This is a genomic window from Arthrobacter sp. NPDC057388 (assembly GCF_042668165.1).
Taxonomy (GTDB): Bacteria; Actinomycetota; Actinomycetes; order Actinomycetales; family Micrococcaceae; genus Arthrobacter.
The window spans coordinates 20,069-44,031 of record NZ_JBHVBL010000039.1; the positions used below are offsets into that span (position 1 = coordinate 20,069).

The following is a 23,963-nucleotide window of genomic DNA, read 5'->3' on the forward strand; positions in this document are numbered from 1 at the left end:
ACGCTTTCCAAGGGCCACAAGTGTACGTTCGCGCTCAGCTGGGAGGCGGGGGCCTCAGCCCAGGAGCTTGCGGAGGTACTGCAGCTGGCGGATCCAGTGGTGCTCCTGGCCGCCTTCGTGGTTGTTGAAGCGGTACACCTCGATGTCCTTGGCGACTCCCCCGCCGGCGGCTGTTGGACCCGCATCCGCCCCGTACGCGTTGAAGCTGGCGAAGACGGTGGACGGCGGGCAGACGTCATCCATCTGCGCAACGGAGAACAGCGCCGGGACCGTCGCTGACCTGCCCAGGTTGACGCCGTCGAAGTAGTTGAGCACGGCCAGCGTGGCTTCATATTTCTCGCGGTGCCGGCCCAGGAAGCCGGCAATTTCCGGATACGGTCCGCGCGGCGCGATGTCGATGGCACGCGGGAAGTCCTGGAGGAACGGGACGTCCGGCAGTGCGGCGACGATGCCGTCGAGCCTTCCGGCGGCGAGCCCAGCCACGGCGACGGTGATGCCGCCGCCCTGGCTGACCCCGGCCACCACCACCCGGGAAGCGTCCACGTCCGGATGCGCCTGCACCGCTTCAACGGCGCGGAACCCGTCAATGTACACCCGGCGGTAGTAGTAGTCCTCGCGGCTGGCCGCGCCCCGGGTCATCAGGCCCGCATATGCCACCTCCCCTGCCGACGGGTGCGGGTCCGCGGTCTCACCGACCGCCCCGCGGTAGCCCTGGCCCCTGGTGTCCATGATGAAGTGCGCGTAGCCTGCCTGCGCCCACCGGGTGTCCTGGTTGGCCAGCCCGCGGCCGCCGGAATAGCCGGCGTACTGCACGACGGCAGGCAGCCGGGTTCCGGCTTCCCGGGTCACCGGCAGGTGCAGCCACCCTTTTACGGGCGCGCCTCCGTAGCCGGCGAATGTGACGTCGAAGGTGTCCACGACGGCCAGGTAGTTTTCCACGGGTTCAAAGACGGCGTCCAGCGGAAAGGCGCGCGCCTCGTCCACGGTGCGGTCCCAGAACGCCTGGAAGTCGGGCGGCAGTGTCACTGCGGACGTGTACCGGCGCAGCTCCTCGAGGGGCAGATCAAACAGCGGCATGGATTTCCGTTCTTCCTGGGCCGGTCAGTTCCCCGGTGGGGCAGCGGCTTTGTCCTATCAGACCAGCGCGGCCTCGAACCTGTCGAGCCTGTGTGACGCGCGGACCAGCTCCCGGAGCGCGCCGAGTCCGCCGGTGACGGCACCTGCCGCCCGGGCCTGGACCAGCACATTGCCCAGGGCCGTCGCCTCGACCGGGCCGGCGATGACCGGCTTGCCGGTTGCCTGGGCGGTGAGCCGGCATAGCAGCTTGTTCTGTGAACCGCCGCCCACGATGTGCACGACGTCGGCCGGCACGCCGGCGAGGCGTTCGGCGTCGGCGATCGTGCGCGCGTAGCCGGCCGCCAGGCTGTCGAGGATGCACCGGACGATCGCCACAGGCCCGTCGCGAAGGACGGCACCGGCGGCCCCGACGGCGGCCCGGATCCGGTCCGGCATGTTCCCGGGGGCGATGAAGGCGGGGTCGTCGGGGTTGATCTGCGGCCCGCCGGGCGGCAGGGCTGCCGCCCCGGCAAGCAGGTCCGTCAGCTCCGGCCGGAATCCTTCTGCCGCCCAGGTGCGCTGGCATTCGCTGAGCAGCCAGAGGCCGCCGACATTGCGCAAGTAGCGGGTGGTTCCGTCCACGCCGCCTTCGTTGGTGAAGTTCGCGGCGCGGCTGGCTTCGGTGAGCACCGGATGCTTCAGTTCGAGCCCCACGAGGGACCAGGTGCCCGAGGAGATATAGGCGAAGTTCTCCCGGCGTGCGGGGACGGCCGCAACGGCGGAGGCGGTGTCGTGCGAGCCGACGGCCACCACCTTCGTTGCTACGGGCAGTCCGGTCCGTTCGGCCATCCCGGGCAGCAGGGTGCCGACGGTTTCGCCCGGCTGGATCAGCGGCGGGAAGAGGTCCTCCGGCAGACCCAGTGCCGTGAAGAACTCCGCGGCCCATTCTCCGGTAGTGGCGTCGAGCAGGCCCGTGGTGGAAGCATTGGTGGCCTCGGTCCGCCGGACGCCCGTGAGCAGGAACGCGATCAGGTCCGGCATGAGCAGTGCCTGGAGGCCGTCCAGGCCGGGTTCGGTGGCGAGCTGGTAGATGGTGTTGAACTGCAGGAACTGCAGGCCGTTGGTGGCGTAGAGCCGGGCCGGCTCCAGTTTTTCGTGGACCCGGGCGACGGCGGCGCGGCTGCGTTCGTCCCGGTAGCTGTAGGGCTGCGCGGTCAGGTTCCCGGCGGCGGCCACCAGTCCGTAGTCCACGGCCCAGGTGTCGATGCCGATGCTGGTGACCGTCTGCCCGCGTTCCCCCGCCGCCTTGCCGGCGGCAGCGAGGCCGGTGAGCACCTCGGCGAAGAGGGCGTTGAAGTCCCAGCGGAGGCCGCCGTCGATCTCCAGTACACCGTTGGGGAACCGGTGGACAGTTTCCATCTCCGCCGTCCCGGCACTGATCCGTCCCAGGATGACGCGCCCGGAGGAGGCGCCGATATCGACGGCGGCGAACACGCCGCCGGCGAACAGGCCGCCGTCGACATCGGCAGTTGGCAGGGTGCTCACCGGAGGAATGCCGCGGCGACGCCGGCGTCCACGGGGATGTGGAGGCCGGTGGTGTGGGAGAGTTCGTTGCTGGTGAGCACGGCCGCGGCGTTGGCGACGTGTTCGGGGAGGACTTCGCGTTTGAGCAGGGTGCGCTGGGCGTAGTACTCGCCCAGTTTTTCCTCGTCCACGCCGTAGACCGCGGCGCGTTTGGCGCCCCAGCCGCCGGCGAAGATTCCGGAGCCGCGGACCACGCCGTCGGGGTTGATGCCGTTGACACGGATGCCGTACTCCCCCAGTTCCGCCGCGAGCAGGCGGACCTGGTGGGCCTGGTCGGCCTTGGTGGCGGAGTAGGCGATGTTGTTGGGGCCGGCGAACACAGAGTTCTTGGAGGAGATATAGATGATGTCCCCGCCCAGGCCCTGGTTGATCATGGCCTTCGCGGCGGCCTTGGCCACCAGGAAGGAGCCCTTGGCCATCACGTTGTGCTGCAGGTCCCAGTCCTTCTCGGTGGTGTCCAGCAGCGGCTTGGAGATGGACAGGCCGGCGTTGTTCACGACCAGGTCGAGGCCGCCGAAGGCCAGCACCGCCTCGTCGATGGCGGCGGCGACCTGCGCTTCGTCGGTGACGTCGGCCTGGATGCCGACGGCGACGTCCGGGCCGCCGAGCTCTTCCGCAACGGCTTGGGCGTTTTCCAGGTTCAGGTCCGCGATGACCACGCAGGCGCCTTCCGCGGCGAGGCGGGTGGCGATGGCCTTGCCGATGCCCGACGCGGCACCGGTGACCAGGGCGATGCGGGTGGCGTGGGACTTGGGCTTGGGCATCCGGGCGAGCTTGGCTTCCTCCAGGGCCCAGTACTCGATCCGGAACTTCTCGGCCTCATCGATCGGGGCGTAGGTGGAGATCGCTTCGGCGCCGCGCATCACGTTGATGGCGTTCAGGTAGAACTCCCCGGCGACCCGGGCGGTCTGCTTGTCCTTGCCGAACGAGAACATGCCCACACCGGGGACCAGGACAATGGCCGGGTCCGCACCGCGGATCGCCGGGCTGTTTTCGTCCGCGTGGCGGTCGTAGTAGGCCTGGTAGTCCGTCCGGTATTCGGAGTGGAGTTCCTTAAGCCGGGCCACGGACTCTTCGATGGTGGCGCCGGCGGGCAGGTCCAGGATGAGGGGCTTGACCTTGGTGCGCAGGAAATGGTCCGGGCACGAGGTCCCCAAAGCGCCCAGGCGGGGGTGCTCTGCGGCTTCGAGGAATTCCAGCACGGCGGGGTCGTCGCTGAAGTGGCCAACCTGCGGCTTGTCGGCGGAGGCGATGCCGCGGATCACCGGGGCCAGCGCTGCGGCCTTCGCCCGCCGTTCTGTTTCGGGCAGGGCTCCGTAGCCGGGAAGCTTGGGACCGAAGGGTTCGGCCTTGCCGTTCTCGCGGATGTACTGTTCGGCCTGGTCGATGATCCAGAGCGAGTTGGCCTCGGCTTCCCCGGACGTGGCGCCCCAGGCGGTGATGCCGTGGCCGCCCAGGATGGTGCCGATGGCCTGCGGGTTGGCGTCCTTGATCGCGGCGATGTCCAGGCCCAGCTGGAACCCGGGCCGGCGCCACGGAACCCAGACCACCTTGTCCCCGAAGATCTTGGCGGTGAGCGCCTCACCGTCCGCGGCGGTGGCGACGGCGATGCCCGAGTCCGGGTGCAGGTGGTCCACATGGGCTGCGTCCACCAGGCCGTGCATGGCGGTGTCGATCGACGGCGCGGCGCCGCCCTTGCCGTGCAGGCAGTAATCGAACGCGGCCACCATCTCGTCCTCGCGCTCGACGCCGGGGTAGACGTTCCTGAGCGCCTGCAGCCGGTCCAGCCGCAGCACCGCAAGGTTCTGGGCTTTCAGGGTGCCGAGGTCACCGCCGGAGCCCTTCACCCACAGCAGTTCAACGTCCTCGCCCGTGACCGGGTCCTTCTCGAAACCCTTGGCGGAGGTGTTGCCGCCGGCGAAGTTCGTGTTCCGCTTGTCCGCGCCCAGCCGGTTGGAACGGGTGATCAGGTCTTCAACAGTCTTGTTCGTGGTCATAACTCTTATGCGCCCCATCCGGCTTGCTGGCCGCCTGCGCGGTCCTCGTTGATTTTCTTCTGGTAGCCGCTGGCCTTGTAGGCAGCGATCGGGTCTGCGGGCAGGCCTCGGGATTCACGCCACTCGGCCAGGACCGGCCGGACGTCGGTGTAGAACGCGTCGGTGAACACCGCATTCGCGGCCAGGACATCCCCGGCACGCTGGGCCTCGTTCAGGGCCGCGGTGTCCACCAGCAGGGCGCGGGCGGTCATCTCCTGCACGTTCAGCACGGAGCGGATCTGGCCCGGGATCTTCTCCTCCAGGTTGTGGCACTGGTCCAGCATCAACGCGACACCGGAATCCTTGCCGAACCCGCCGCCGCGGATCACCTCGTGCATGATGCGGAACAGCTGGAACGGATCCGCCGCCCCCACGATCAGGTCATCATCGGCGTAGAAGCGGGAGTTAAAGTCGAACGAACCCAGCTTGCCCAGTCGCAGCAGCTGCATCACGATGAACTCGATGTTCGTGCCCGGCGCGTGGTGGCCGGTGTCCAGGCAGACGAACGCCTTCTCCCCCAGGGCCAGGGTCTGGGCGTAGGAGGTGCCCCAGTCCGGAACGTCGGTGTGGTAGAACGCCGGCTCGAAGAACTTGTACTCCAGCACCAGGCGCTGGTCCTCACCCAGGCGGGCGTAAATCTCCTGCAGCGACTCAGCCAGGCGGTCCTGCCGGCCGCGCATGTCATCCTGGCCCGGATAATTGGTGCCGTCAGCGAGCCAGATCTTCAGATCCCGCGACCCGGTGGCGTGCATGATGTCGATGCATTCAAAGTGGTGGTCGATCGCCCGGCGACGCACGGCCGGATCCGAGGACGTCAGCGAACCGAACTTGTACTCGTCATCCTGGAACGTGTTCGAATTGATCGTGCCCAGCCCCACACCCAGACCGGCCGCGTACTCCTTCAGCGCGGCATAGTCGTCCACCTTGTCCCACGGGATATGCAGGGCCACAGTGGGGGCCAGACCCGTCAGCTCGTGGACCTTGGCCGCGTCCGCCAGCTTCTCCTGGACCGTCCGCGGAGTACCGGGGGTGCCGAACACTTTAAACCGCGTGCCCGAGTTTCCATAAGCCCACGACGGGACCTCAATCGCCAGCTCCGAAAGCCGGCCCAGCGCCGATGCTGTGTTGTTCATGATCATTCTTTCGTCAGGTTGGAAAGTGTGTGTTTGTTTGGCAGTGCCTGCGCGGGCAGTGTCTGTTGTTGGAAGTTTCAGTGCCCGGGAGTACCGGCATTCGGGTCGCCGTCGGCGGCCGCCCTCAGCTGCTGGTCGAGGTTGAACACCTCGTCGAGCACCCGGAAGCCCTGATCGGGCGGAAGATCGCTCTCCCGGAAGAGCGTGGCCATTTCGGCCTGCCAGCGGGAGTTGACGTCCGTGAGGGCCATCCGGGCCCGCACCACGTCAAAGTCGTCGCATTCGAGGTATCCGACGAGCAACCCGTCCTCGTCGAGGAACAGCGAGTAGTTGTTCCAGCCGGCGTCCTTGAGCGCTGTCAGCATCTCCGGCCAGACGGCAGCGTGGCGCCGGCGGTACTCCGCCAGCAGCTCCGGCTGGACGGAGGATCGGAAGCAAACTCTCATGGTGTACTCCTGGACGGCGTTGTGGTCGGAGGGAAAGTCTTGAATCGTTTCATTATTACGTTTCAAAGCTACTGGTTACTGCTGAGGGGTGTCAAGGGCTGCACCCGTTGGAAAACGGGACCGGGCTAGAAACAGGCTCAAGCCGGAGCCCCGGAAGAGGCCCCGGCCCGAGCGTCCCCAGTCGGTTCGACGCCGGGTGGTTTAGAAGTTGAACTTGTCCACGTTGTCTGCGGTGAACACCGTCGGGTCGCCGAGCAGGACGACGCCGTCGGCCCCCACGGTGAATTCGCCCATGTCGCCGGCCTTGAACTTCTCGCCTTCGGCCCCGGTGATCTGGCCGGAGGCGAGCGCTGCGCCGGCGTAGGCGGTGAGGTAGCCGAGCTTCTCGACATCCCACAGCGCGAACGACTTCATGGTGCCGTTCTTGACGAATTCCTTGAGCTGGCTCGGGAAGCCGAGGCCGGTGAGCTGGACCTTCCCCTTGTACTCGGAGCCGGCCAGGTACTGGGCCGCGGCCGCGACACCCACGGTGGTCGGGGAGATGATGCCCTTGAGCGTGGGGTGCTGCTGCAGGAGGGCCTGGACTTCCTGCTGCGACTTCTGGGCGTTGTCGTCGCCGTAGACGGTGGCCACCAGCTTTAGCTTGGAGTATTCGGGCTTCTCCAGTTCCTTCTTCATGAGCGCGATCCAGGCGTTCTGGTTGGTGGCGTTGGCCGTGGCCGACAGGATGGCGATGTCGCCGCCGTCGGTTCCGATGGCCTCGGAGATCAGCTTGATCTGGGTGGCGGCGATGCCTTCGGCCGTGGCCTGGTTGATGTAGATGTCACGGCATTCCGGGTCAGTGTCGGAGTCGAAGGTGACAATCTTGGCCCCGCCGGTGCGCGCCTCGTCCAGTGCCGAACAGATGGCCTTCGGATCGTTGGCCGACGTCGCGATGACGTCCGCACCCTGCTGGGTGAGTGTGTTGATGTAGCTGACCTGGCTGGAGGCGCTGGCCTCCGACGGCCCCACTTCCGAGAAGGAGCCCTTGAATTCCTCAACCGCCGTCTTGCCGCCACGGTCGGTGACGGTGAAGTAGGAGTTGTTCAGCTGCTTGGGCAAAAACGCCACCTTAAGGCCCTCCTTCAGCGGTGCATCCGGGTTGGCGGAGGCGGACGGGCTGGATCCGCCGCTCCCCGCGGTGGATCCTGAATTGACGGTGGTGCCACCACAGGCGGTGAGCGCCAGGGTCAGGCCCGTCACGAGGGTGATGAGGAGCGGTGCAGCCTGACGGTGGCCCGCCTTGGAACGGAATTTCATGGGTTTGCCTTTCAACTCAACTTCACTGTTGTTGCTATAAAAAGAGGGGGCTAGGAACTTCGCCGTGTACGGGCCAGGCTTCGGCTCCAGGCAATGGCGTTCGGGGCCACCACGGCAAGGATCAGCAGCCCGCCGGTGAGCATGGACAGCGTGTCCTCGGGAACGCGGGCCAGCTGGAGGGCGTTGCGCAGGATGCCCAGGAGGACCACCCCGGCGATGACGCCGGGAAGGTTGCCCTTGCCGCCGAAGATTGACACCCCGCCGAGCAGGACGGCTGCGATGACTGAGAGTTCGAGGCCTGTGGCGTTGTCACCGCGGGCGCTGCCGTAGCGCAGGGTCCACCAGACACCCACCAGGGCAGCCATCGCACCGGACACAATGAAGAGCCAGAACTTGGTCTGCGCCACGCGGATGCCGGCGAACCGGGCAGCCTCCTCGCTGTAGCCGATGGCGAACAGGGACCGCCCGAAGCCGGTGAAGTGCAGGATCACCCCGAAGATAATGGCGAGGATGATCACGGGGATGATCCATACCGGGATGCCGGAGGCGCCGATCTTGGCCTGCAGGCCGCTGGTGATGGCCCTGGGGAAGCTGGTGACGGCCTGGTCGCCGAGAACCACGAAGGCCAGTCCGCGGTACAGCGCCAGGGTACCGATCGTGACGGCGAGCGAAGGCAGCCCCAGCACGGAAACCAGGACGCCGTTGACCGCGCCCGAGACCGCGCCCAGGACCAGGCACAGGGGAACAATGAGCTCCAGGGACATGCCCGCGCTCCAAAGTGCCCCGAAGACGCAGCTGATAAATCCGGCAACGCTGGCCACCGACAGGTCGATTTCCCCGGTGAGGATGATCAGGGTCATGGGGAGGGCGAGCAGGAGGATGGGGATCAGGTCGATGAGCAGGAATCCGGTGTTGCGCGGTGAGGCGAAGCCCGTCACCGTTGCCGCGGCGACGGCGATGCTGAGGAGGACTGCGGCGATGATCGCGGTGTCCCAGCTGCGGAGAAAACCAAGGCGCGGGGCCGTGTCACGCACGGGCGCGGGCCGTGTTGTTTCAGCCAGCATGTTTGTCGTGTCCTCTCAGGCGGCGCTCGGTGCGCAGGGCCAGGTAACGGTCGAGGGCAATGGACGCCAGGATGAGGGCGCCAATCATGGCCCGCTGCCAGAACGGCGAGACTCCCAGGACAGGCAGCGCCGAGGTGATGGTGGTCAGGAGGACGGCGCCAATGGCCGCCCCGTACACAGTGCCCACGCCGCCGGCGATGGCGACACCGCCGACGACGGCGGCGGCCACGACGTTCAGCTCGAGGCCCTGCCCCGCGGTCGCGTCGAGGTTGCCGTATTTGGCTGCGTAGATGACGCCGGCCAGGCCGGCGAGCGCTCCGGAGATGGCGAACGCGGTGAAAACCTTCCGCCCGACGCCGATTCCGTACAGCCGTGCGGCCAGGACGTCCGAGCCGATGGCGTAGAACTCGCGCCCTGAGCGGTAGTTCCGCAGGTAGAGGCCGAAGGCAATGACGACAGCCAGGGCGATGAGGGCCAGGTAGGGCAGACCGAGGACGGCCCCGCTGCCGAAGTCCAGGAAGGACGGGGACAGATTCGAGGGGCTGATCTGCTGGCCCTGCGCCCAGGCGAAATCGACGCCCCGGAAGATGTATAGGGTACCGAGCGTGACCACCAGCGAGGGGACCTTGGCTACCGCAATCAGTGCCCCGTTGACGGCGCCGAGGATGACCCCGAGACCGATGCCAATGGCCAGCATGGCGATGACGGGCAGCTGGGGCAGTGCGATGAAGATCTTGCCGGTGGCGAAGGCTGTCAGCCCCAGGACAGATCCGACGGACAGGTCCACGTTCTTGGTGACGATGACGACGGCCTGGCCGACGGCGAGGATCACCAGGATCGAGGAATTCAGGAGCAGGTCCTTGGTGCTTTGGGCGCTGAGGAACCTCGGGTTGGCTGCCACGGTTGCAGCGACCAGGATCGCCAGGGCCAGGAAGACGCTGAATTCGCGCGAACGGGTCAGTGTTCCCAGCCATGCCGCGGACGGCTGGCGGTTGAGGGCTAGTGTTGTCACGCTGGAGTCTCCTGGGTGGATGGATCAGCACCGGTGGCTGCCGTCATCACGGTTTCCTCGGTCGCTTCGCTGCGGCTGAGTTCGGCCGTGATCCTGCCTTCGTGCATGACCAGGACGCGGTCGGACATGCCCAGGATCTCCGGTAGTTCGGAGGAAATCATCAGAACGGCCAGGCCAGTCCCGGCGAGTTCGGAGATGAGCCGGTGCACTTCGGATTTCGTGCCGACGTCGATGCCCCGGGTGGGCTCGTCGATGATCAGGACCTTGGGGCCGGTGGCCAGCCACTTGCCGAGGACGACCTTCTGCTGGTTGCCACCGGAGAGGGTGGAAATGGGCGACGTCGGTGCGCCGGCTTTGATCTGCAGCTTCCTGGCCCATTCCTTGGTGGACTGGGCCTCTGCCTGGTTGGTCAATAGCCCGAAGCGGCTGAGTTTCCTGCGCAGCGTCAGGGTCAGGTTGCGGCTGACGTTCAGTTCCATGACCAGACCCTGTTTGCGGCGGTCTTCGGGGACGAAGCCCAGGCCCGCCGCCATGGAGTCGCGCGGGGAGAGGGGTTTCAATCCCTTGCCGCGGACCTGGACTGTGCCGGAGTCGTACTTGTCGATGCCGAAGATTGCCCGGGCAACCTCAGACCGCCCTGCTCCGACGAGGCCGCTCAGTCCCACGATCTCGCCTGCCTTAACGTTGAAGGAGATGTCAGAGAACACGCCCTTCCGGCTGAGTCCCCTGACATCCAGGGCGATATCACCGATGACGGTTTCCTGTTTGGGGAAGAGCGAGGCGACGTCGCGGCCGACCATCTGCCGGATCACCTCATCGACAGCGAGGCTGGCGGCAGGCGACGTTGCAACATGCGCCCCGTCACGCATCACCGTGATCCAGTCGGCCAGCGCAAACACCTCCTCGAAGCGGTGCGAAATGAAGAGAACGGCCGCGCCGCGTTCCTGCAGGGTGCGCGTCACCGCGAACAGTCGGTCAACCTCCACTCCGGAGAGCGCCGCCGTGGGCTCATCCATAATGAGCACGCGCGCGTTGAGGCTGATGGCCTTGGCGATCTCCACCACCTGCTGGTCGGCGATGGAGAGGCCCTGGGCAGCCCGGTCGGGATCGATTTTCACGCCGAGCTGGCGGAAGAGCTCAAGGGCCTGCTGGCGCATGGCCTTCCGGTCGATGCGCCTCAGTGACCGGACCGGCTGGCGGCCCATGAAAATGTTCTCCGCGACCGTCAGGTCGGGGAACATGGTGGGCTCCTGGTAGATCACCGCGATCCCTGCCTCGCGGGCGTGAAGGGGGTCGCGGAAGGACACTTCTTCACCGTCCAGGAAGACCTGCCCGCGGTCCTGCTGGTGCAGGCCGGCGAGGGTCTTGACCATGGTGGACTTGCCGGCGCCGTTTTCACCGACCAGTGCCGTGACCTGGCCCTTGTGCAGGCTGAGGTTCGCTCCTTGCAGGGCCTTAACGGCACCAAAAGACTTATGGATATCCCGCAGCTCCAGCACAGGAACACTGTTGGCTGCGCTGTCAGGGCTGCTCCGGAGGCCGACGTCGTAGTCGTCCATGGCCTATACTCCTTTGTATGAATCGATTCATTTGTGAATCTCCTCACACGCTAGGGGATGCCGTGAATCGTGTCAAGAGCGTGCGAGGATCCCCGGATCAAGGCCGCTCCGGTGCAGTTCACACCGTTTTGAATCGTTAATCAACGCGATGCGAAGTACGCTGGCCCTAGGAGGATCGCAGCGCCACATCCCCCAAGCGACCGACCTTTCGGAGGACAGCAGAATGTCGAGGGCAGCCAGCATCAAGGATGTGGCCAACCATGCGCAGGTTGCGGTGGGAACGGTCTCCAACGTCCTCAACAATCCTGACCGCGTCTCCGCGCGGACCAAGGACAGGGTGCTGAAAGCCATCGACGAACTCGGCTTTGTGCGCAACGACGCCGCACGGCAGCTGCGCGCCGGGCACAGCCGCACCATCGGCGTCGTGGTCCTGGACGTCGGCAACCCGTTCTTCACCTCGCTGGTACGTGCGGCAGAGGATGCGGCTGCCGTGAACGGCAGCGCCGTGCTGCTGGGCGACAGCGGCCACGACGCCAAACGCGAATCGCACTACATCGACCTCTTCCAGGAACAGCGGGTCCAGGGCCTGCTCATCTCCCCCGTCGGGGACGTCGCCGACAGGCTCGATGCACTGCGGCAGCGCGGGGTCCCGACGGTCCTGGTAGACCGGCTGGCTGAGGAGGACCGCTTCAGTTCCGTTTCAGTGGATGACGACGCCGGCGGGTACCTTGCTGCCCGGCACCTCCTTGATCTTGGGCGCAGGAGGCTGGCCTTCGTGGGCGGGCCACTGTCCATCCGCCAGGTGTCCGACCGCCTAGGCGGTGCCCGGCGCGCGGTGGCCGAAGTGGACGGCGCGGCGCTGGAAGTACTGGACTCCGACGGCCAGTCCGTGCTGGCCGGCCGCGGCGTGGGCGACAGCCTCGTGGAGCGGGAAGCCGGGAAGATGCCGGACGGCATCTTTTGCGCCAACGACCTGCTGGCCCTCGGCGTCATGCAGTCGCTGACCATGATGAACGGCGTTCGCATCCCCGACGACGTGGCCCTGATCGGCTATGACGATATCGACTTCGCAGTGTCCGCCGTCGTTCCGCTCTCCTCCATCCGCCAGCCAACCGAAGCAATCGGCAGGACGGCCGTCGAACTGCTGACGGAGGAACTGGACGCCCAGCACCCGCGGCACCGCGCCGTCGTGTTCACACCGGAGCTGGTGGTCCGGCAGAGCACAGCGGGCGCTGCAGCCCCCGCCTAGGAGCAACACCGCCCGTGGGCCCGGGATTTTGCGGGCCCGGGATTTTGAAACGTTCCATAAGGTGCCTTTGAAGGAGTACACTGGCCAGAACAGCCAAGGAAAGCGCTTGCTGATTCTGCCCTGCATCCGCTTCCCTGGCACCGTTTGACGATGGCGTCGCCGCAGCCCGCAGCGCCGGACAGGAGCACGATGGAGACCTCGCCCCAAGCGCAGGCAGCGAACATCCGGCCGCAGGACGAGCCGTCCGCTGACCGCACCGGTCCCGCGCGGGTGGCCCTGGTCGGCGTCCACGGCTTCGGCGCCATCCATCTGAAGAACCTCGAACGGCTGCAGCAGGACGGCAAGGTGGAGCTCGTTGCCGTGGCGGACCCGACTCCCCCGGCCCCCGGCGCGCTGGCCGGCACCGCCGCAATTCACCCCGACCTGCAGTCGCTCCTGGCGGGCGGCCACAGACCGGATGTGGTCATCGTGGCCACCCCCATCCAGACCCACGCTCCGCTGGCGCTCGCCACCCTTGCCTCCGGCGCTGACCTCTACCTGGAAAAGCCGCCGGTGGCATCCCTGGCCGACTTCCGGCGGCTGCAGGAGGCAGCCGAGGCATCCGGGCGCAGCGTGCAGATCGGCTTCCAGAGCCTGGGTTCGCAGGCGCTGGCCGCCATCGACAAGCTCATCCGGGACAGCACCATCGGCACCCTTCAGGGAATCGGCGCAACCGGTCGCTGGGTGCGGGACCGCGCCTACTACAAGCGCTCACGCTGGGCCGGGAAGCGCAGCCTCGACGGCGTTGACGTGGTGGACGGCGTGGCCACCAATCCCCTGGCGCATGCCATCGCCACCGCCCTGCGGATCGCCGGTGCCCGAACCGTGGAGGATGTGGCCTCCGTGGAGACGGACCTGTACCGGGTGAACGACATTGAATCCGACGACACGTCGGTCATCCGGATCCGCACTGCCGGGGGCCCGCCAATTACCTGCGCCCTGACGCTCTGCGCCTCGGAGTCCGTGGAGCCCTACATCACGCTTCAGGGTTCGGAAGGAACGGCCGTCTTCCACTACACGGAGGACCGGCTGCATATCAGCACCGCCGACGGAGAGGAGTCTCTGGAGTTCGGCCGCGACGACCTGACTGAAAACCTGCTGGAGCATCTGGCCGGACGCCGGGAACTGGCCAGTGCCCTCAACGACTCCGGAGCGTTCATGACGGTTCTCGAGGCTGTCCGGACGGCCGGGCCGCCGGCGCTGATCGGCCCCGCCCACGTGCTCTGGGAGGGAGCCGGTGACGCCGCCCGGGCCGTGGTTCCCGGCATCGAGGACGCGCTGGAGCGGGCGATCGGTGCCCACGCCACCTTCAGCGAGCTGGCCCTGCCGTGGGCGCGGCGCTCCGACGCCGGGACCGGCGTCCTGTTCGACGCAGGCGGCAGGCCGCTGGCGGTCGAGCGCACCGGCGCCATGCTTCAGCAGAGCCTCTCCCCGCGCCCCTACCTGCACCCCGTCACCACGTTGGGCGGAACCGTGGTGACGGACCACCTGCCCGCCGACCACCCCTGGCATCTGGGTGCAGGCTTCGCGCTCCAGGACGTCAACGGGACCAACTTCTGGGGCGGCAGGACGTATGTGCGCGACGCCGGGGCATATGTCTCCCGGCAGGACCACGGCCGGATCGAGCCGGCCGCCAACGCCGAAGACCCGGCGTCGGACGGGCCGGCGTCGGAAGACCCGGCACCCGATGGGCCGAAGACCCGGCAGCTCCGCTGGCTCGGCGCCGGCGGACAGCCGCTGCTGACCGAACAGCGCACCGTCAGCCGTGAGATCCTGGGCGAGCGCGTGTGGCGCCTGGACCTGCGCAGCGAGCTGGCCGCCGTCGTCGACGTTTCCTTGGGCAGTCCCGGCTCCAACGGAGCCGCCGGCAGCGGATATGGCGGCTTCTTCTGGCGCCTGCCGGCCTGCAGCGGTGCCCGGATTTTTACGTCCGACGCCGAGGGCGAACCGGCCGTCCATGGTTCCGTCGCGCCGTGGCTGGCATGGACCGCCTCCTTCGGCGAAGTCCCGGGGATCCGCTCCGGGCAGGCTGCGACCCTTGTCTTCAGTGCCCCGGCCGAGGCGGATGATCCGTGGTTCGTCCGGTCCTCCGGCTACCCGGGCGTCGGTTCCGCCCTGGCGTGGGACAGGCCGGTGGCACTGGTCGCCGGAGAAACCCTCCGACGGAGCCTGAGCGTGTGGGTGTGCGACGGCGAACTGTCGCCGGCCGCCGTCGAATCGCTGGTGGCCTCCCGGCACAAGGACTAGGCTGACCACCGTCCCCACAAAGGAGCGCCCATGCCCGAGCACCAAGCCCCTTCCCAACTTCCTGCCTGGAACAGCGGCGCCGGTCTGGCGTTCGGCGGCGACTACAACCCCGAACAGTGGCCGGCGGAGGTGCGGCTGGAGGACATCGGGCTCATGAAGGAGGCCGGCGTCACCCTGCTGAGCGTGGCCATCTTTTCCTGGGCGCTGCTGGAGCCGCGGGAGGGCAAATACGAGTTCGGCTGGCTGGATGAGGTGCTGGACAACCTGGCCGGCGCCGGCATCAGGGTTGCCCTCGCCACGGCAACGGCCGCTCCCCCAGCCTGGCTCGTGCGGAAGCATCCGGAAATCCTGCCGGTCACGGCGGAGGGCACCGTCCTGGAACGGGGCTCCCGGCGGCACTACTCGCCGTCGTCCGCTGTTTACCGCCGGTATGCGGCGGGCATCACCCGGAAGCTGGCCGAACGGTACAAGGACCACCCGGCCCTGGCCCTGTGGCACGTGGACAACGAACTGGGCTGCCACGTGTCAGAATTCTATGGCGAGGAGGACGCCGCGGCGTTCCGGCGCTGGCTGGAACAGCGCTACGGCAGCATCGAGGCGCTGAACGAGGCGTGGGGCACGGCATTCTGGTCCCAGCACTATGCCTCCTTCGAGGAGATCATCCCGCCGCGGTCCGCCCCCACCACGCTCAACCCGACGCAGCGGCTGGACTTCCAGCGGTTCAGCTCCTGGGCGCTGATGGACTACTGCCGCAGCCTCCTCGCCGTCATCCGGGAGGTGACCCCGGACGTTCCGGCCACCACCAACCTCATGGTTTCCAGTGCCACCAAGCCCCTGGACTACTTCGACTGGGCGCAGAACCTGGACGTGGTGGCCAACGACCACTACCTGGTGGCCGCCGACCCGGAGCGGGAAATCGAACTGGCGTTCAGCGCGGACCTCACGCGCGGCGTGGCGGGCAACCGGCCCTGGATCCTGATGGAGCACTCGACGTCGGCCGTGAACTGGCAGCCGCGCAACCAGCCGAAGATGCCCGGCGAGATGCTCCGCAATTCCCTGGCGCACGTGGCCCGCGGCGCCGACGCCGTCATGTTCTTCCAGTGGCGGCAGAGCGTTGCCGGCGCCGAGAAGTTCCACTCGGCCATGGTGCCGCACGGCGGCCGCGACACCCGGGTGTGGCGCGAAGTGGTGGCCCTGGGCGAAGCCCTCGGGAAACTCGGCCCGGTCAAGGGTTCCACCGTCGAATCCCGCGTGGCCATCGTGTTCGACTACGAGGCCTGGTGGGCCAGCGAACTGGACTCGCACCCGAGCGTCGATGTGAAGTACCTCGACCTGATGCGTGAATTCCACCGTTCCCTGTTCCTGCGCGGCGTCGGCGTGGACTTCGTCCATCCCGCCGCGGACCTGACGGGCTACAGCCTGGTCCTGGTGTGCACGCTGTACTGCGTCACCGATGCCGCTGCGGCCAACATCGCCGCCGCGGCGGAAGCCGGCGCCACGGTGCTGGTCAGCTACTTCAGTGGGATTGTGGATGAGCGCGACCACGTCCGGCTGGGCGGCTACCCGGGCGCCTTCCGGGAACTGCTGGGGATCCGGACGGAGGAGTTCCACCCGCTGCTCGAGGACTACCAGGTTGCCCTGAGCGACGGCACCACCGGCAGGGTCTGGAGCGAGCACGTCCACCTTGCCGGGGCCGAGGCGCTGGCAACCTTCACCGGCTATCCGCTCACCGGGGTGCCGGCACTGACCCGGCGGGGCGCCGGCCGCGGCTCGGCCTGGTACCTGGCAACGCTTCCGGACCGCGACGGCATCGAAAACCTCCTGGACAAGCTCCTGGCCGAAGCGGGAGTGGCGGCCACCGCGGAGGCGGCTGCCGGCGTCGAACTCACCCGGCGGGTCACCGCCGACGGGCGCCGCTTCCTGTTCGCCATCAACCACGGCCGGGCGGACGCGGCAGTCAAGGCCGACGGCGAGGAACTGCTGGGGGGCGGGCGTTTCGCGGGCGTCGTTCCCGGCGGAGGGGTGGCAGTGGTCGCGGAGGACTGACCGTTGGCGAGTTTTTGTACAGATAATGGCCGCAAAAGGGGCCCGAAGTCGTGACAAATGGACAAAAACTCCACGCCTGCGCGGAGAAAATCCCGTCGCGCAGAAAACCCCGGGCAGCCTCCTTTGGGAGACTGCCCGGGGTTTTCATTTCCGTGGTGGAGCTAGCTGCTGATCGCGGAACTCATCTCATCCACCGCTTTCTTGCCGGCTTCATCTGGCGAGAGCCTGTTGAACAGCACCTCCGAGGTGTAGCGCTTGATGATTTCCTGGATGGCACCTGCGCCCTTCGGCGGCGGCGCAGGAGCCTCGCCCAGTTCGTTCTTGATCTGGTCGATGAACTTCACAACCTTGACGTCCGCAGGCGTCAGCTTGGCGGAGATCGCCTTGCGCACATCGGTGTTCGGGTAGACACCGCGGTCGGCCAGGAGTGCCTGGCCTGCCTTGTCGTCGTTCGCCAGGAAGTTGATGAACTTGGCGACCTCCTCCGGGTGTTTGGTTCTGGCGGATGCCGACCAGAACTGCGAGGCCTTGTACCAGAGCTGGGCGTCGGCCGCGGAGCCGGTCTTTGTGGGGAACCTCAGGATCTTCAGTTCGGAGCCTGCGGCCTTTTCCAGGGCGGGAAGCTGGTTGGACCACCAGAAGGCGAGTCCATTCTTACCCGTAGCGAGACCGCTCTGGTCCAGAGGCGCTGCTTCAGCTTCAACGACCTCCGACGCCGAGGGAACTGCCTTGCCCTCGCTCATCTGCTTGAGGAACGCCCACCAAGCGGCGATATCCGCCGGTTCGAAGCCGAGCTTGCCATCGTCCGTGTAGAGGGACTTTCCGTTCTGCCGCAGCCACACTCCGAGGGACGCCTCATCGGTCCCGTAGGCGGCCGCCCCGTAGGTGCCCTTCGGGGACTTCGCCGTCACTTCGGCCGAGATCCGTTCGAAGTCCTCCCAGGTCCAGGTCGCGTCGTCGGGCAATGCCACGCCTGCAGCCTTGAACACCGCCGGGTTTGCCAGGATGGTGGCCGCATTGATGCCGGCCGGGACACCCGTCAGGCCGTCGTCGCTCTGCCCCGCCTTGAGAGTGGCCTCGTCGAGCTTGGACGTGTCGATGTCGTACTTCGAGAGGTCAAGCAGCGCTCCGCGGCTGGAGTACTCGGTGATGTACTTCTCGTCCATCTGGATGATGTCGGGGGCGTCATTGGCAGCCACCTGAGTAGCCAGCTTGTCCCAGTAACCGCTCCAGTCGCCGTACTCCGGTTTGATCTTTATGTTTGGGTTTTCGGCTTCAAAGGCCTTAATGGCTTCCTGGGTCACCTGCGCCCTCTTGTCACTGCCCCACCAGGAGAAGCGGAGCTCAACCGTTCCATCGGCGCTCTGGGCGCCAGATCCACCGCCGCAGGCGCTGAGTGCAAGGACGACGGCGGCTGCGGCAGCAACGGCTCCCCCCTTGCGCAGCCTTCGCGGGGTTTTGGATGCCTTGGGACGGCCGGGCTCGGCCTCAGGGGCGGGCCTGGTGGAGAACAGTTGCACAGTTCACTCCGATCTTCTTTGATCTTGAAGGATGAGGAAAACGCTTTCCAACTAATAATATAAGTAGCTATCTTGTGTTACAAGTACTTGCGGGTGGTTACTTACCGGAATCCAGGCAAGTCATTGGTTCGCACCTACTTGATGCCCGTCGTCGCAATTCCCTTGATGAGGAACCTCTGCCCAAAGAGGAAAACCAGGAACACGGGCAGAAGGGAAACGATGGACATGGCGAACAGTGAGCCCCAACTGGTGGCGGACTGCGAATCCACGAACGCCCGCAGCGCCACGGGAACCGTGAACATGTCGGGGTCCGTCAGGTAGATGAGAGCCCCAAAGAAGTCGTTCCAGGTCCAGATGAAGGTAAAGATGGTGGTGGTGGCCAGCGCGGGGACCATCAGCGGCAGAATCACGCGCAGGAAGATCCGCGGATGGCCGGCGCCGTCGATCCTTGCGGCCTCATCCAGTTCCCTGGGAATGCCGCGGATGAACTGGACCATGAGGAACACGAAGAACGCGTCTGTTGCCAGGAGTTTCGGCACGATGAGCGGCCAGAAGGTGTTCACCCAGCCGATCTGCGAGAACAGGATGTACTGCGGGACAATCACCACGTGGAACGGCAGCATGATGGTGAGCAGCATGATGCCGAAGAAGATCTTCTGCCCTGTGAACTGGAGCCTCGCGAATGCGTAAGCAGCCATGGAGCAGGAGATCAGGTTGCCCAGGATGGATCCGAGCACAACCACCGCGGAATTGATCATGTAGTGGCCGAACGGGTGGGTCAGCGCCGACCACCCGTCGGTGTAGTTGCCCATTTCGAGGCTGTTGAGCCACAGGCCGGGCTCGCGGAAGATGAGCTCATTGGAACGCAGCGAGGAAACAACCATCCACAGCAGCGGATAGATCATGACTCCGCCGGTGACGATCAGGATCGCGTGCTTGAACAGTGCCTTTGACCGCGCCTGGCGGCTAAAGGCCAGGGTGCCGGGCGATTCACGGTTTTTGCGTGGCCGTCGGGGGTTCGTTGGCTTGCCGGCCGGAGCTTTCTTGCTCGGTGCGGGCAGCGTCTCCAGCTTAGTCGTCATAGAAAACCCAATACTTTGCAGCGATGAAGTTGATGGCGGTGAAGGCACCGATGATGACCAGCAGGAACCAGGCCATGGCGGAGGCGTATCCCATATCGAACTGGCCGAAGCCCTTTTGGTAGAGGTAGAGCGTGAAGAACATGGTCGAATCCGAAGGGCCGCCGTTGCCGCCGGAGACGATGAACGCCTGGGTGAACGACTGGAAGGATCCGATGATCTGCAGCACAAGGTTGAAGAAGATGATGGGGCTCAGGAGCGGAAGCGTGATGCGCCAGAACCGCTGGAGCTTGGTGGCCCCGTCCACCTCGGCGGCTTCGTAGTACATGTTGGGTATCTGGCGCAGGCCGGCCAGGAAGATGATCATCGGAGCACCGAACGTCCAGACGTGGAGCAGGATGATCGACCCCAGCGCCGTGCTCGGGTCCGAGATCCACCCCGGCCCCTCGACGCCGGCAAGGGCAAGCACTTGGTTCACCAGGCCCGTGGTACCGAAGATCTGCTTCCACAGGATCGCGATGGCCACCGAGCCGCCCAGCAGCGACGGCAAGTAGAAGATCGAGCGGTAGAACGGCAGGCCGCGCAGGCCTTTGTCGAGCACCAGTGCGATCAGCAGGGCAACTGCCAGTTGCAGCGGAACACCGACGAGCACGTACGTAAACGTCACACCGAGCGAATTGTGCAGCCTCGCATCGGTGAACATCCGCTGAAAGTTCTCCAGGCCTACCCACTCCGGGGCCTGAATCAGGTTGTAGTCAGTGAAAGAGAGATAGAGCGACATAAGCATGGGACCGACCGTGATGGCCACCAGTCCCACCAGCCACGGCAGCAGGAAGATATAGGCAGCCTTGTTGTCGCGGCCGTTTGCCTTCTTCTCTTCGGCAGTCTTCGGCCCCTTTCGGCGTGAGAGGGACGTGAGCTCGGTGATGGCACTCACGGGGCGCACCTCGCTCGCTGCGGCTTGGGTATGTTTTGAGCGGCCATGCGGTCTCCTTTGGTCATCGTGGCCATTCCCGCGGGGGCGGTCCGTCCCGGAAAGTCCCAGGGCCGCTCTTTGCCGCGGTTTGTGCTTCGGTCGGGTGGAGGGCTTTGTGCCCTTCGTCACTTTTGCGGAGCGGTCGGTACAACGGTAAACGCTTTCCAAGGCGATGTACAGAATATTTCGCAACTTTTGGAAAACGCTTTCCCCGTCAACGCGAACCCGACGGGCTGCAAGCAAAAGAATCGCGAAACAGAAGTTAGAAAACGTTTTCTCGGGTACGATGCTAGTGCTTCCGTTTCCTCCCTGTCCAGCAGTTACCCAACGGCAAGGATCAACCGCATGTCGCCATCTTCCGCCTACGCCCCCTCCCCTACCGACGCACCGCCAAGGCCACAGAACCCGGTGCCCCGGATCGCCCTCGTCGGCGTGCACGGTTTCGGCGCCCGGCACCTGGCCAACCTGGCTCGGCTGCAGGCCGCCGGAGTCCTCGACTTCGTGGCTGTAGCGGACCCCCGCCCTCCCGGAGAGGGGGTCCTGAAGGAATCCGTAGCCGTCTTCGAGACACTCGATCATCTCCTTCGGGCCGGCACTGCTCCGGATGTGGTCATCCTGGCCACCCCCATCCAGACGCATGTTCCCCTCGCCATGGCTGCCATAGCCGCCGGCGCGGACGTGTATGTTGAGAAGCCCCCGGCCGCGTCCCTGCACCAGTTCCGGGAACTGCTGCACGCCGCCGAGTCAGCAGGGCGCCTCGTCCAGGTTGGCTTCCAAAGCCTGGGATCTGATGCGCTGCCCGCCCTCCGGCGGCTCATCGCGAACGGGGACATCGGTGACGTGCTGGGACTCGGCGCCAAAGGAACCTGGCTCAGGACGCGGGGCTACTTCAAGCGCTCACGGTGGGCCGGCAAGCGGGCGATCAATGGAACCGATGTTGTTGACGGCGTCGCCACCAACGCGCTGGCACACGCCGTGGTGACGGGTCTGAGCATCGCCGCTGCCCGGACCGTGGAGGATGTGGCCGATGTGGACACCGATCTCTACCGCGCCCACCCCACTGAAAGCGACGACACGTCGGTGGTCAGGGTGCGCACGTCCGCGGGACAGGTTCTCACGTGCGCGCTGACCCTTTGCGCCGCCCGGCAGACACGTCCATCCGTGACTGTTTTCGGCACGGCAGGCAAGGCAGAGCTCTTCTACACCGAGGATGAACTGGTGGTGCGCACTGCCCACGGCGAGCGCCGGGACGTATTCGCCCGCACGGACCTGCTGGAGAATCTGCTGGAAGTGCGCGCCTCAGGCGGAGAGCTGCTCAGCCCGCTGTCCGGCTCCGGAGCCTTCATGGCTGTGCTCGAAGCAATCCGCACGGCACCCGCACCCCGGCAGATCGACGACCGGTACATCACGTGGGAAGGCAGCGGTGATGACGCCCATGCGGTCGTCGAGGGAATCGCTGAACTGACAGACCGGGCCCTCCTCGCCCAGGCAACGTTCTCCGAACTGGGCGCACCATGGGCCAGGCCGCTGGAGCCGGCAGCCACTTGCAGCGTGGGAGGACGCGAAGTAGCAGGCCATCAGGACGGCAGCCTCATCCGCCCCAGCTCATCCCCGCGGCCTTACCTGCATCCGGTCCGGACTCTTGCCGGCACCGTGGTGACCGACCACCAGCCCGCCGATCATGTATGGCATCTTGGCGCCGGCGTGGCCATCCAGGACGTTGCCGGCGTGAACTTCTGGGGCGGGCGGACCTATACCCGCGAGGCCGGCGCCTACGTGTGGCGGGACGACCACGGGCGCATCGAAATAACGGATACAACCGAGGCCCCCGGGGCCCTGGCTCAGTCACTGCGCTGGTTCGGCCCCGACGGCACGCCGCTGGTGACCGAACAGCGGCGCTGGCGGTATGACGCCGTCGGCCCGTCCGTGTGGCGGCTGCGCCTCGACTTTGAACTGTCGCCCGCAGGACCGGGCCCGGTGCCGCTTGGCAGCCCGGGCTCCAACGGCCGGGAAAATGGCGGCTACGGCGGCTTCTTCTGGCGCCTGCCGCCTGTTACCGGCGCACGCGTCTGGACGGCTGCGGCCGAAGGCGAGGACGACGTGCACGGAAGTGCGGCGCCGTGGCTGGCATGCAGCGGCGTGTTCGGGCCAGCCGGAATGTCCGGAACAGACGGGGCAGCCACCCTCGTTTTCCTCGCCGCTCCGCAGGCACCGGATCCATGGTTCGTGCGGCTGGCCGGCTACCCGGGCGTCGGGCTGTCGCTCGCCTGGGACAGGCCTGTCCTCACAAGCCGGGACAAGCCGGTCCGGCGCACCGTCACGGTCCTGATCGCCGACGGCATCCTGGGCACCGCAGACGTCTCACGGCTCACTGACTCTTTGGGGGAAACCGCATGAACGTTCCTGCAACCGCCCTGGATGAAACCGCGCTGCCCGGTATCACGGCACCGGCGGCACCTGCGAACATCAGCCAGCCCGGAAACCCGGACGACCGGGCCGCCAAACGGCAACGCGTCCTCGACATACTGGACATCAAGGGCAACGATTCCGTGCTCCTGACCAGCCACACCGCCCTTACCTGGTACCTCGACGGCAGCCGCGTGCACATCAGCCTGGCCGGAGACCCGATCGCCGCCCTTCTCGTGGACCGCACAGGCGACCACCTCATCACCTTCAATAACGAGGCGGAACGCCTCGCCGCCGAGGAGCTGCCGCCCGGCGTCGAACTTCACACGGTTCCCTGGCACGGACAGCTGGCCGACGCCGCCGGTGCACTGGCAGGAGCCGGCGTACCGCTGGCGGAGAAGTCCGTGGCGGCCGAGCTGCGGGCGGCGCGGCAGTCCATGCTGCCCGGCGAGAGTGCGCGGTATGCGCGGCTGTGCGCCGATGCCGCCGGCGCAATGACCGAGGTCCTGTCCCGGGCCACGCCGGACACCACGGAGTTCGAGGTCGCATCCGCCCTGGCGGCACGGATCGTCGCGGCCGGGGCCGAGCCGCTGGTCCTGCTGTGCAGCGGCAGTGCGCGCAGCACATTTCGGCACCCCCTTGCCACGCACGCACCCCTGGGGCGGCGGGCGATGGCCGTGGTCTGCGCCCGGCGGCACGGTCTGGTGGCCAACCTGACCAGGTGGGTGCGGTTCGACGCCGGCACCCCTGAAGAGCGGGACGCCGAGGCCCGCATCGCGGCCGTTGAGGCAGACATTTTCGCGGCCACGGTGCCGGGCGCCCGGCTCAGCGGCATCTTCGCCGAGATCCAGGCAGCCTACGCCCGCCACGGATTCGGGGCCGACCAGTGGACGCGGCACCACCAGGGCGGGCCGGCCGGCTACGCAGGCCGTGATCCCCGGGCCACCCCCGCCACCGACGACTCGGTGGTGCCCCGCCAGACCTTCACCTGGAATCCGTCCGGCCCGGGCGTCAAAATCGAGGACACGGTGCAGCTGACCACGGCCGGCAAGATCGTCCTGACACTGGATGCGCGGTGGCCGGCCACCGAAGTCAATGGGCTCCCGCGGCCGCTGACGCTGCAGCTGTAGCTGAACAGGAGAAGAGGGCGTTCCCGGATCCGGGAACGCCCTCGTACAGTTATGCGGAACATACGAGAGCCGGAACCCCCGG

The 23,963-nt window shown here is 66.6% G+C and carries 17 protein-coding genes; 5 read left to right on the top strand and 12 right to left on the bottom strand.

Annotation, left to right across the window (positions count from 1 at the left end; translation table 11 throughout):
• Positions 1-54 precede the first annotated feature (54 nt).
• The 9 genes from ACFUTU_RS16685 to ACFUTU_RS16725 all read right to left on the bottom strand — a co-directional run bounded on the left by ACFUTU_RS16685 (position 55) and on the right by ACFUTU_RS16725 (position 11,189).
• Complete coding sequence (locus ACFUTU_RS16685) at positions 55-1,077, bottom strand: acetylxylan esterase (RefSeq protein WP_377966219.1); 1,023 nt, start codon at positions 1,075-1,077, stop codon at positions 55-57.
• Between the two features lie 57 nt (positions 1,078-1,134).
• A complete protein-coding gene (locus ACFUTU_RS16690; protein WP_377966221.1) occupies positions 1,135-2,601 on the bottom strand; it encodes a rhamnulokinase family protein in 1,467 nt (488 codons plus the stop codon).
• The gene (locus tag ACFUTU_RS16695) at positions 2,598-4,637 is read right to left on the bottom strand and encodes a bifunctional aldolase/short-chain dehydrogenase (RefSeq protein WP_377966223.1); all 2,040 of its coding nucleotides are present in this window, start codon (positions 4,635-4,637) and stop codon (positions 2,598-2,600) included. Before ACFUTU_RS16695 ends, ACFUTU_RS16690 begins: the two co-directional genes overlap by 4 nt.
• Positions 4,638-4,642: 5 nt before the next feature.
• Entirely contained in the window at positions 4,643-5,809 is a 1,167-nt protein-coding gene (gene rhaI, locus ACFUTU_RS16700) for an L-rhamnose isomerase (RefSeq protein ID WP_377966224.1), read from the bottom strand.
• 77 nt (positions 5,810-5,886) lie between these two features.
• The gene (locus tag ACFUTU_RS16705) at positions 5,887-6,255 is read right to left on the bottom strand and encodes an L-rhamnose mutarotase (RefSeq protein WP_377966226.1); all 369 of its coding nucleotides are present in this window, start codon (positions 6,253-6,255) and stop codon (positions 5,887-5,889) included.
• 201 nt (positions 6,256-6,456) lie between these two features.
• Positions 6,457-7,554 carry a rhamnose ABC transporter substrate-binding protein gene (gene rhaS, locus ACFUTU_RS16710; protein ID WP_377966228.1) on the bottom strand — a complete coding sequence of 366 codons (1,098 nt, stop codon included), beginning with the start codon at positions 7,552-7,554 and terminating at the stop codon, positions 6,457-6,459.
• A gap of 50 nt (positions 7,555-7,604) precedes the next feature.
• The gene (locus ACFUTU_RS16715; RefSeq protein ID WP_377966230.1) at positions 7,605-8,618 is read right to left on the bottom strand and encodes an ABC transporter permease; all 1,014 of its coding nucleotides are present in this window, start codon (positions 8,616-8,618) and stop codon (positions 7,605-7,607) included.
• Complete coding sequence (locus ACFUTU_RS16720) at positions 8,608-9,630, bottom strand: ABC transporter permease (RefSeq protein ID WP_377966232.1); 1,023 nt, start codon at positions 9,628-9,630, stop codon at positions 8,608-8,610. The genes ACFUTU_RS16715 and ACFUTU_RS16720 overlap by 11 nt, the downstream gene beginning before the upstream one ends.
• On the bottom strand, positions 9,627-11,189 hold the full coding sequence (locus ACFUTU_RS16725; RefSeq protein ID WP_377966234.1) for a sugar ABC transporter ATP-binding protein: 1,563 nt from the start codon (positions 11,187-11,189) through the stop codon (positions 9,627-9,629). Before ACFUTU_RS16725 ends, ACFUTU_RS16720 begins: the two co-directional genes overlap by 4 nt.
• 223 nt (positions 11,190-11,412) lie before the next feature.
• Between ACFUTU_RS16725 and ACFUTU_RS16730 the strand changes: the two genes are divergently transcribed.
• The 3 genes from ACFUTU_RS16730 (at position 11,413) to ACFUTU_RS16740 (ending at position 16,770) form a co-directional block, all read left to right on the top strand.
• Positions 11,413-12,438: a LacI family DNA-binding transcriptional regulator gene (locus ACFUTU_RS16730; protein WP_377966236.1), complete on the top strand. Its 1,026-nt coding sequence runs from the start codon at positions 11,413-11,415 to the stop codon at positions 12,436-12,438.
• 189 nt (positions 12,439-12,627) lie between these two features.
• Entirely contained in the window at positions 12,628-14,724 is a 2,097-nt protein-coding gene (locus ACFUTU_RS16735; RefSeq protein WP_377966238.1) for a DUF6807 family protein, read from the top strand.
• Between the two features lie 30 nt (positions 14,725-14,754).
• Complete coding sequence (locus ACFUTU_RS16740; protein WP_377966240.1) at positions 14,755-16,770, top strand: beta-galactosidase; 2,016 nt, start codon at positions 14,755-14,757, stop codon at positions 16,768-16,770.
• Between the two features lie 161 nt (positions 16,771-16,931).
• On the opposite strand, the gene ACFUTU_RS16745 is transcribed toward ACFUTU_RS16740, so the two are convergent.
• The 3 genes from ACFUTU_RS16745 to ACFUTU_RS16755 all read right to left on the bottom strand — a co-directional run bounded on the left by ACFUTU_RS16745 (position 16,932) and on the right by ACFUTU_RS16755 (position 20,306).
• A complete protein-coding gene (locus tag ACFUTU_RS16745; RefSeq protein WP_377966242.1) occupies positions 16,932-18,290 on the bottom strand; it encodes an ABC transporter substrate-binding protein in 1,359 nt (452 codons plus the stop codon).
• Between the two features lie 134 nt (positions 18,291-18,424).
• A complete protein-coding gene (locus tag ACFUTU_RS16750; RefSeq protein ID WP_377966244.1) occupies positions 18,425-19,372 on the bottom strand; it encodes a carbohydrate ABC transporter permease in 948 nt (315 codons plus the stop codon).
• Complete coding sequence (locus tag ACFUTU_RS16755; RefSeq protein ID WP_377957511.1) at positions 19,362-20,306, bottom strand: carbohydrate ABC transporter permease; 945 nt, start codon at positions 20,304-20,306, stop codon at positions 19,362-19,364. The genes ACFUTU_RS16750 and ACFUTU_RS16755 overlap by 11 nt, the downstream gene beginning before the upstream one ends.
• A gap of 384 nt (positions 20,307-20,690) precedes the next feature.
• Between ACFUTU_RS16755 and ACFUTU_RS16760 the strand changes: the two genes are divergently transcribed.
• Positions 20,691-22,742: a DUF6807 family protein gene (locus ACFUTU_RS16760; RefSeq protein ID WP_377966246.1), complete on the top strand. Its 2,052-nt coding sequence runs from the start codon at positions 20,691-20,693 to the stop codon at positions 22,740-22,742.
• Positions 22,739-23,881 (top strand): M24 family metallopeptidase, encoded by a 1,143-nt coding sequence (locus ACFUTU_RS16765; protein WP_377966248.1) that lies wholly within the window; start codon positions 22,739-22,741, stop codon positions 23,879-23,881. Before ACFUTU_RS16760 ends, ACFUTU_RS16765 begins: the two co-directional genes overlap by 4 nt.
• Positions 23,882-23,963 lie beyond the last annotated feature (82 nt).

Coding starts and splice junctions, on each gene's coding strand:
- ACFUTU_RS16685 (WP_377966219.1), bottom strand. CDS start 1,077: ATGCCGCTGTTTGATCTGCCCCTCGAGGAGCTGCGCCGGTACACGTCC.
- ACFUTU_RS16695 (WP_377966223.1), bottom strand. CDS start 4,637: ATGACCACGAACAAGACTGTTGAAGACCTGATCACCCGTTCCAACCGG.
- rhaI (WP_377966224.1), bottom strand. CDS start 5,809: ATGAACAACACAGCATCGGCGCTGGGCCGGCTTTCGGAGCTGGCGATT.
- ACFUTU_RS16705 (WP_377966226.1), bottom strand. CDS start 6,255: ATGAGAGTTTGCTTCCGATCCTCCGTCCAGCCGGAGCTGCTGGCGGAG.
- rhaS (WP_377966228.1), bottom strand. CDS start 7,554: ATGAAATTCCGTTCCAAGGCGGGCCACCGTCAGGCTGCACCGCTCCTC.
- ACFUTU_RS16715 (WP_377966230.1), bottom strand. CDS start 8,618: ATGCTGGCTGAAACAACACGGCCCGCGCCCGTGCGTGACACGGCCCCG.
- ACFUTU_RS16725 (WP_377966234.1), bottom strand. CDS start 11,189: ATGGACGACTACGACGTCGGCCTCCGGAGCAGCCCTGACAGCGCAGCC.
- ACFUTU_RS16730 (WP_377966236.1), top strand. CDS start 11,413: ATGTCGAGGGCAGCCAGCATCAAGGATGTGGCCAACCATGCGCAGGTT.
- ACFUTU_RS16735 (WP_377966238.1), top strand. CDS start 12,628: ATGGAGACCTCGCCCCAAGCGCAGGCAGCGAACATCCGGCCGCAGGAC.
- ACFUTU_RS16740 (WP_377966240.1), top strand. CDS start 14,755: ATGCCCGAGCACCAAGCCCCTTCCCAACTTCCTGCCTGGAACAGCGGC.
- ACFUTU_RS16750 (WP_377966244.1), bottom strand. CDS start 19,372: ATGACGACTAAGCTGGAGACGCTGCCCGCACCGAGCAAGAAAGCTCCG.
- ACFUTU_RS16760 (WP_377966246.1), top strand. CDS start 20,691: ATGTCGCCATCTTCCGCCTACGCCCCCTCCCCTACCGACGCACCGCCA.
- ACFUTU_RS16765 (WP_377966248.1), top strand. CDS start 22,739: ATGAACGTTCCTGCAACCGCCCTGGATGAAACCGCGCTGCCCGGTATC.